General features: G+C 39.2%; 4 protein-coding genes. All 4 read left to right on the top strand.

Features of this window, described 5'->3' with window-relative positions:
* Window positions 1–218: 218 nt before the first annotated feature.
* A complete protein-coding gene (locus tag ACOVQ4_RS13700) occupies window positions 219–2,558 on the top strand; it encodes a M1 family metallopeptidase (RefSeq protein WP_421821194.1) in 2,340 nt (779 codons plus the stop codon).
* Between the two features lie 484 nt (window positions 2,559–3,042).
* Window positions 3,043–4,458: an MBL fold metallo-hydrolase gene (locus ACOVQ4_RS13705; RefSeq protein WP_421821195.1), complete on the top strand. Its 1,416-nt coding sequence runs from the start codon at window positions 3,043–3,045 to the stop codon at window positions 4,456–4,458.
* Between the two features lie 238 nt (window positions 4,459–4,696).
* Window positions 4,697–5,017: a rhodanese-like domain-containing protein gene (locus ACOVQ4_RS13710; protein ID WP_421821196.1), complete on the top strand. Its 321-nt coding sequence runs from the start codon at window positions 4,697–4,699 to the stop codon at window positions 5,015–5,017.
* A 257-nt stretch (window positions 5,018–5,274) separates the two neighbouring features.
* Window positions 5,275–6,687: an MBL fold metallo-hydrolase gene (locus ACOVQ4_RS13715; RefSeq protein ID WP_421821197.1), complete on the top strand. Its 1,413-nt coding sequence runs from the start codon at window positions 5,275–5,277 to the stop codon at window positions 6,685–6,687.
* Window positions 6,688–6,764: the final 77 nt, after the last annotated feature.

The raw sequence follows: 6,764 nt of genomic DNA on the forward strand, positions 1-6,764 counted from the left end.
TTATCCAAAAACAAAAAAGCTCAATACACTGGTTGTATTGGGCTTTTTTGTTTTGTATAAAAGAATAAAATTTGCAAAAAAGGCTACTAGACAGTTGTAAAATCTACTCAATTCGCTCAACTCCTGACTTTACCCGCCAAATAGCATACAAAAACCAACTGCTTAAAACTGTTTTTTTCTTAATTTCGTCAAAAACATTTTTCACCAACAAATCGACCATGAAAAAAATACTGTTGATTTTTTCTGGCTTGGTTGCTTTCTCTAACTTAGGGGCTTTGGCACAGCAAACTGCCAACCCTTACAACGGCAACAAGCGTTTTGAACAACTAGGCACCGACTTGCCTACGCCAAACTCGTATCGTACTGCATCGGGTGCGCCTGGCAAGGACTATTTCCAACAACGTGCTGATTATGACATCAAAGTAGAACTAGACGATATTCAACGTAAAATCACTGGTTCTGAAACTATCACGTATTTCAATAACTCTCCTGATGAGCTTCGTTACCTTTGGTTGCAATTAGATCAAAACCTTTTTAAGGAAGATGCCATCGGTAATACTACCAAAACGGGTGGCTTGGGTCCGCAAGCTAGTACAGCCCAATTCAAAAATTTGACTGACCCTAAAAAGTACGGTTATAATATTACTTCAGTGCGTGATGCCAAAGGTGGTAATTTACCTTATACCATCAACAACACGATGATGCGTATTGATTTGCCTACGCCATTGAAATCTGGTGCTAATGTTTCTTTCTCGATTGACTGGAACTACTTGATTACTGAATACTATGGTCGTTCGGGTTATGAATATTTTGCAAAAGATGGTAACTGTAACTATTTCATTGCTCACTGGTTCCCTCGTATGGCTGTGTACAATGACGTATATGGTTGGCAACACAAGCAATTCTTAGGTCAAGGAGAATTTACCTTGAACTTTGGTAACTACAAAGTAGCTATTACTGCGCCAAACGACCATGTCGTTGGTGCTTCGGGTGAATTACAAAACCCAACGCAAGTATTGTCGGCTGAGCAATTGAAGCGTATGGAGAAAGCAAAAACTGCTACTCGTCCAGTTTTAATCGTTTCTCAAGAGGAGGCAGAAGCTGCTGAAAAAGGTAAACCAACAGGTAAGAAAACTTGGATTTACAAAGCTGATAATGTTCGTGACTTTGCTTTTGCTAGTTCACGTAAATTTATTTGGGATGCTATGCAAGTGGATGTAGAAGGCAAAAAAGTTTGGGCTATGTCCTTGTATCCAAAAGAAGGAAATCCACTTTGGGGACAATATTCTACGATGGTAGTAGCACATACATTGCGTTCGTACTCGAAACATTCGGTGGCGTATCCTTATCCTGTAGCGTATTCTTGTCATGCTACTTCGGGTGGTGGTATGGAGTATCCGATGATTTCGTTCAACGGTGGTCGTCCTGAGCCAGATGGTACTTATTCTGAAGCTACAAAGGCTGGTATGATTGGTGTAATTATTCACGAAGTAGGTCACAACTTCTTCCCAATGATTATCAACTCTGACGAACGTCAATGGTCTTGGATGGACGAAGGTTTGAACACTTTCTGTCAGTATTTGGCTGAGCAAGAGTGGGATAGAGATTTTCCTTCTCGTCGTGGTGAGCCTCAGTACATTGTTCCTTACATGAAAACTGACCCTACGCAGCAAGTGCCAATTATGACTAATTCTGAGAACATTATGGCTTTTGGTCCAAACGCGTATGCAAAACCAGCAACAGCTTTGAATATCTTGCGTGAAACGGTGATGGGTCGTGAATTGTTTGATGCCGCATTTAAAGAATACGCTCGTCGTTGGGCTTTCAAACAACCATATCCTGCTGATTTCTTTCGCACGATGGAAGATGCATCGGGTGTAGATTTGGACTGGTTCTGGCGTGGTTGGTTCTACGGTGTTGAGCCTGTAGACCAATCTATCGAAACAGTTGAATGGTTTGGTATCGACAACCAATCGCCTGAACAAAAGAATGCAAAGGCAAAAGCTGAGGCAGAAGCAAAACGTCAGACGATGAGTAACATCCGTAACAAAAAAGATATTCCTCAAACCGTAGTAGAAGCTAACCCAGATATGCGTGATTTCTACAACAGCTACGACCGTTATGCTACTTCAGAAGCAGATAAAAAACGTTTTGAGCAAGCAACAGCAGGTCTTTCTGACGAAGAAAAACAATTGGTAAATGGCAACAAAAACTTCTATGTAGTTAACTTGAAAAACAAGGGAGGATTGCCAATGCCAGTGATTATTAAAATGGTATTCGAAGATGGTACTGACGAGGTAGTTCGTATTCCAGCAGAAATTTGGCGTTTGAACGACAAAGAGGTGAAAAAAGTAATCCCTACTGATAAAAAGGTAGCAAAATGGGTACTTGATCCATTCTACGAAATTGCTGATATCAACACCGAAGATAATGCTTTCCCTCGCGAACCAGAGCAACCAACTCGTTTCCAAGTGTTTAAAGGGCAGCGTCCTTCTATGCCAAACCCAATGCAACAACAAAAACAAGCAGCTGGTGCGGTACAAGGTGCTAAAAAATAGATTGTAATTCTTTTAAAGTATAGCATCAAAAAAGGCGTTCGAAAAACTAATTTCGAACGCCTTTTTTGATATTAAGTTATCTGTTTTGGCAACAGGTACAAGGCAAAGAGTGTCTTAGTAAGCATAGATATATTTTTGCCCAAAGCCATAAGCTCAAAAATCAAATTTAAGTACTGGGCTCTAAGCCTTAGCTAAAAGGTCTTTATCATTTCATAAAAAACGCCTTTTTTTCTTGATAAAGTCTCTTGCCTCTCTCTAAAAGGCAAATTAATCAATCATGATTATGTAAGTGAATCAGCAAAGTGTATTTGATTTTCTCGAAATTGTTTAAGATTGACATCGAATAATAGTATTTGTCATTTTTTTTTGAAAAAAAAAGAGTATTGGTAACATATATCACACAAATCGGTGTTATAAGCTTGTAATTTTGACTTACAAATCGATTAAATAGACATTTAAAAATATTCATAACTATCTTAAAGCCATGAAAATAGAACAAATTTATACAGGTTGTTTAGCACAAGGTGCCTATTATATTGAGTCGGAAGGTGAAGCAGCCGTAATAGATCCACTTCGCGAAGTACAGCCTTATATCAACAAAGCTCAGCGTAATAATGCTACTATCAAATATGTCTTTGAAACTCACTTTCATGCCGATTTTGTTTCGGGACATATCGACCTTTCTCAAAAAACAGGTGCGCCAATCGTGTATGGTCCCAATGCAGTAACGGGTTTTGATGCTCATGTAGCCGAGGATGGTGAAGTATTCGAGTTAGGTAAAGTTAAAATCAAAGTATTGCACACACCAGGGCACACAATGGAATCAACTTGTTATTTGTTGATTGATGAAAACGGACAAGAAAAAGCACTTTTTAGTGGTGATACTTTGTTTATTGGAGATGTTGGTCGTCCTGATTTAGCACAAAAATCAGATTTGACGATTAATGATCTTGCTGGATTTTTGTATGATTCTTTACGAAATAAAGTGATGACTTTGCCCGACGATGTGATTGTGTATCCTGCACACGGTGCTGGTTCGGCTTGTGGTAAAAATATGAGTAAAGAAACAACCGATACTTTAGGCAATCAAAAGCAAACCAATTATGCCCTTCGCGCTGATATGTCGAAAGAGCAGTTTATCAAAGAAGTAACGGATGGTTTGAGTAAGCCACCACAATACTTCCCTCAAAACGTAATGATGAACAAGCAGGGTTACGAAAGTATCGACGTAGTCATGAATCGTGCGGCGCAAGCGTTGTCTCCAGAGGCATTTGAAGCAGCTGCTAACGAAACAGGCGCAGTATTGTTGGATACCCGTAACGCCCAAGTTTTCAATAAAGGATTTGTACCAAACTCAACCAATATTGGCTTGAATGGACAGTTTGCGCCATGGGTAGGAGCATTGATTCCAGATTTGAAACAAGAAATTTTGTTGATTACCGAAAACGGACAAGAAGAAGAAACCATTACACGTTTGGCGCGTGTAGGATATGACTTTGTGATTGGCTATTTGGATGGAGGCTTTGAGTCGTGGGAAGCTTCGGGTAAAGAAATAGATACAGTAGAGTCAATAGATGCCACCGAATTTGCCACAAGATTAGCTTCAGAGGAGGCTCCTTTGGTAATTGATGTACGTCGCCCTGGCGAGTTTTCAGCCGAACACGTAGACGGAGCCATCAACTTACCATTGGATTATATCGACGAAAATTTGTCGGAGTTTCCTAAAGATAAACCATTCTATATTCATTGTGCGGGGGGCTATCGCTCGATGATTGCTTCCTCTATTTTGAAAGCACGTGGTATCGAAAACTTTATTGATATTAACGGAGGCTTTGGCGCTATCCAGAAAGCAGGCATCAAAACAACCGATTTTGTATGCCCTTCGACCTTGAAAAAATAGGAGCGTTGAGTGTGAAAGGGGGTTGGCACAAAGGCACAGAGGGATAAAGTGTAAAATACTCACTTTGTCCCTCTGTGCCTTTGTGCATCTAGGCCTTTACAAACTCAAATATTTTAAAAATAAATAGTCTTATGTAACATATATCACTGTAAAGCAGTGACTTTATGCCGAATTTTGGTCTATAGTTAAAGATACCAAGAGGTATCAGTTAACCATTAATATTTAAACATCTAAGGTCATGTTCGATTTTTTTAAGACTAAAAAAAACTACGAAAATATTTCATCATCAGCATTCAAGGCTATGATTTCGGAAAATCCTAATGCTGTAATTATTGACGTACGTACGCCTCAAGAATTTAGACAAGGTTCGATTCCGAAGGCAATTAATATAGATTTGATGGACGTGAATTTTTCACAAAAAATCACTCAATTAGCTAAAGACAAAACTTACTTGGTGTACTGTCGTAGTGGCAATCGTAGTGGGTCGGCTTGTAAATATATGGGCGACAACGGCTTCGAGCAGGTATATAACTTGTCTGGAGGAATTATGAGTTACTAAGCAATATAGTTTTTGAATATCTTAACCACTAACAAATTTTAGTAGAGTAGATTATAGAAAGGGCAACCCAAAACTCGACGGAATATTTCTGTCGAGTTTTTTTATATAAAGATTTTATCTTATATGGGCCTCATTTTTTTCACTGACATTTATCACCGAGTCTTTGTGAGGAATGTTACAGAAGAGCGTAGAGGACTAGACTAATTTTGTTCTATCAAATTTCAATCAGGAAAACATTATTTAACCAACTGAAAGTCATGAAAGTAGAACAAATTTATACAGGATGTTTAGCTGAAGCAGCGTACTATATCGAATCAGCGGGAGAGGTTGCTATCATCGACCCTCTTCGCGAGTCAAAACCTTATATCGAGCGTGCCGAGAAAGATAATGCGCAAATCAAATATGTGTTCGAAACACATTTTCATGCCGATTTTGTTTCGGGACATATCGACCTTTCTAACAAAACTGGTGCTACCATTGTATTTGGTCCGACTGCTCAACCTGCTTATCCAGCATACATTGCAGAGGATGGCGAAGAGTTTAAAGTGGGTAATATCAAAATCAAGGTATTGCATACCCCAGGTCATACGATGGAGTCTTCTACTTTTTTATTGATAGATGAAAATGGTAAGGAGAATGCCATCTTCTCTGGCGATACACTGTTTATCGGAGATGTAGGTCGTCCTGACTTAGCCGTAAAATCTAATCTTACACAAGAAGATTTGGCTGGGTTATTATATGAAAGTCTTCAAAACAAAATTTTGACTTTGCCCGATGATGTTATCGTCTATCCTGGACATGGGGCGGGTTCGGCATGTGGTAAAAACATGAGTAAGGAAACAACCGATAAATTGGGCAACCAAAAGCGTTTTAATTATGCATTACAGGCAAAATCAAAAGAGCAATTTGTCAAAGAGGTACTTACAGGATTAGTAACGCCACCTCAGTATTTTCCTAAAAATGCCGTAATGAACAAAATGGGTTATGCCAACGTCGATGAGGTAATAGCCAAAGGAACACAAGCCCTTAGTCCTGCGGCATTTGAAGCAGCTAGTAACGAAGAAAATGCCCTTGTGTTGGATGTTCGTGCTGCCAAAGATTTTGCTAAAGGTTTTATTCCTAATGCCATAAATATTGGTCTTGAAGGTCAGTTTGCTTCGTGGGTTGGTACTCTGATTAGCGATTTACAACAACCTATTTTATTAATCACCGACGAAGGAAAAGAGGAGGAGGCCGTGTTACGTTTGTCTCGTGTAGGCTACGACAATTGTATTGGATACTTAAAAGGAGGCTTTGAAGCTTGGGCAGCCGAAGGTCGTGAGATTGATACAGTAAATACTATTTCGGCAGAAGATTTTGTAGAGAAATTTAGTAAAGATAATACACTCAAAGCTATAGATGTGCGTCGTAAAAGCGAGTACGATTCGGAACATGTGATTGGTATAGAAAATGCGCCTTTAGATTTTTTGAATAACTACATGGCAAGTATCGACCGTGATGCCATAACCTATGTACATTGTGCAGGAGGTTATCGTTCTATGATTGCTATTTCTATCTTGAAAGCGAGAGGTTTTGAAAATCTGGTAGACGTAACGGGTGGTTTTAGTGCTATCAAAGCGACAAATACATTGAAGCTCACAGACTATGTTTGTCCTAGCACACTTTTGTAATTGAGTGAATTAGCGAGTTGTGATTGAGTGATTAAGTTATGTTTTACCTGTAGAGACGCAATACTTTGCGTCTTGCG

This window comes from Flectobacillus sp. (genome assembly GCF_049240685.1).
GTDB lineage: Bacteria > Bacteroidota > Bacteroidia > Cytophagales > Spirosomataceae > Flectobacillus.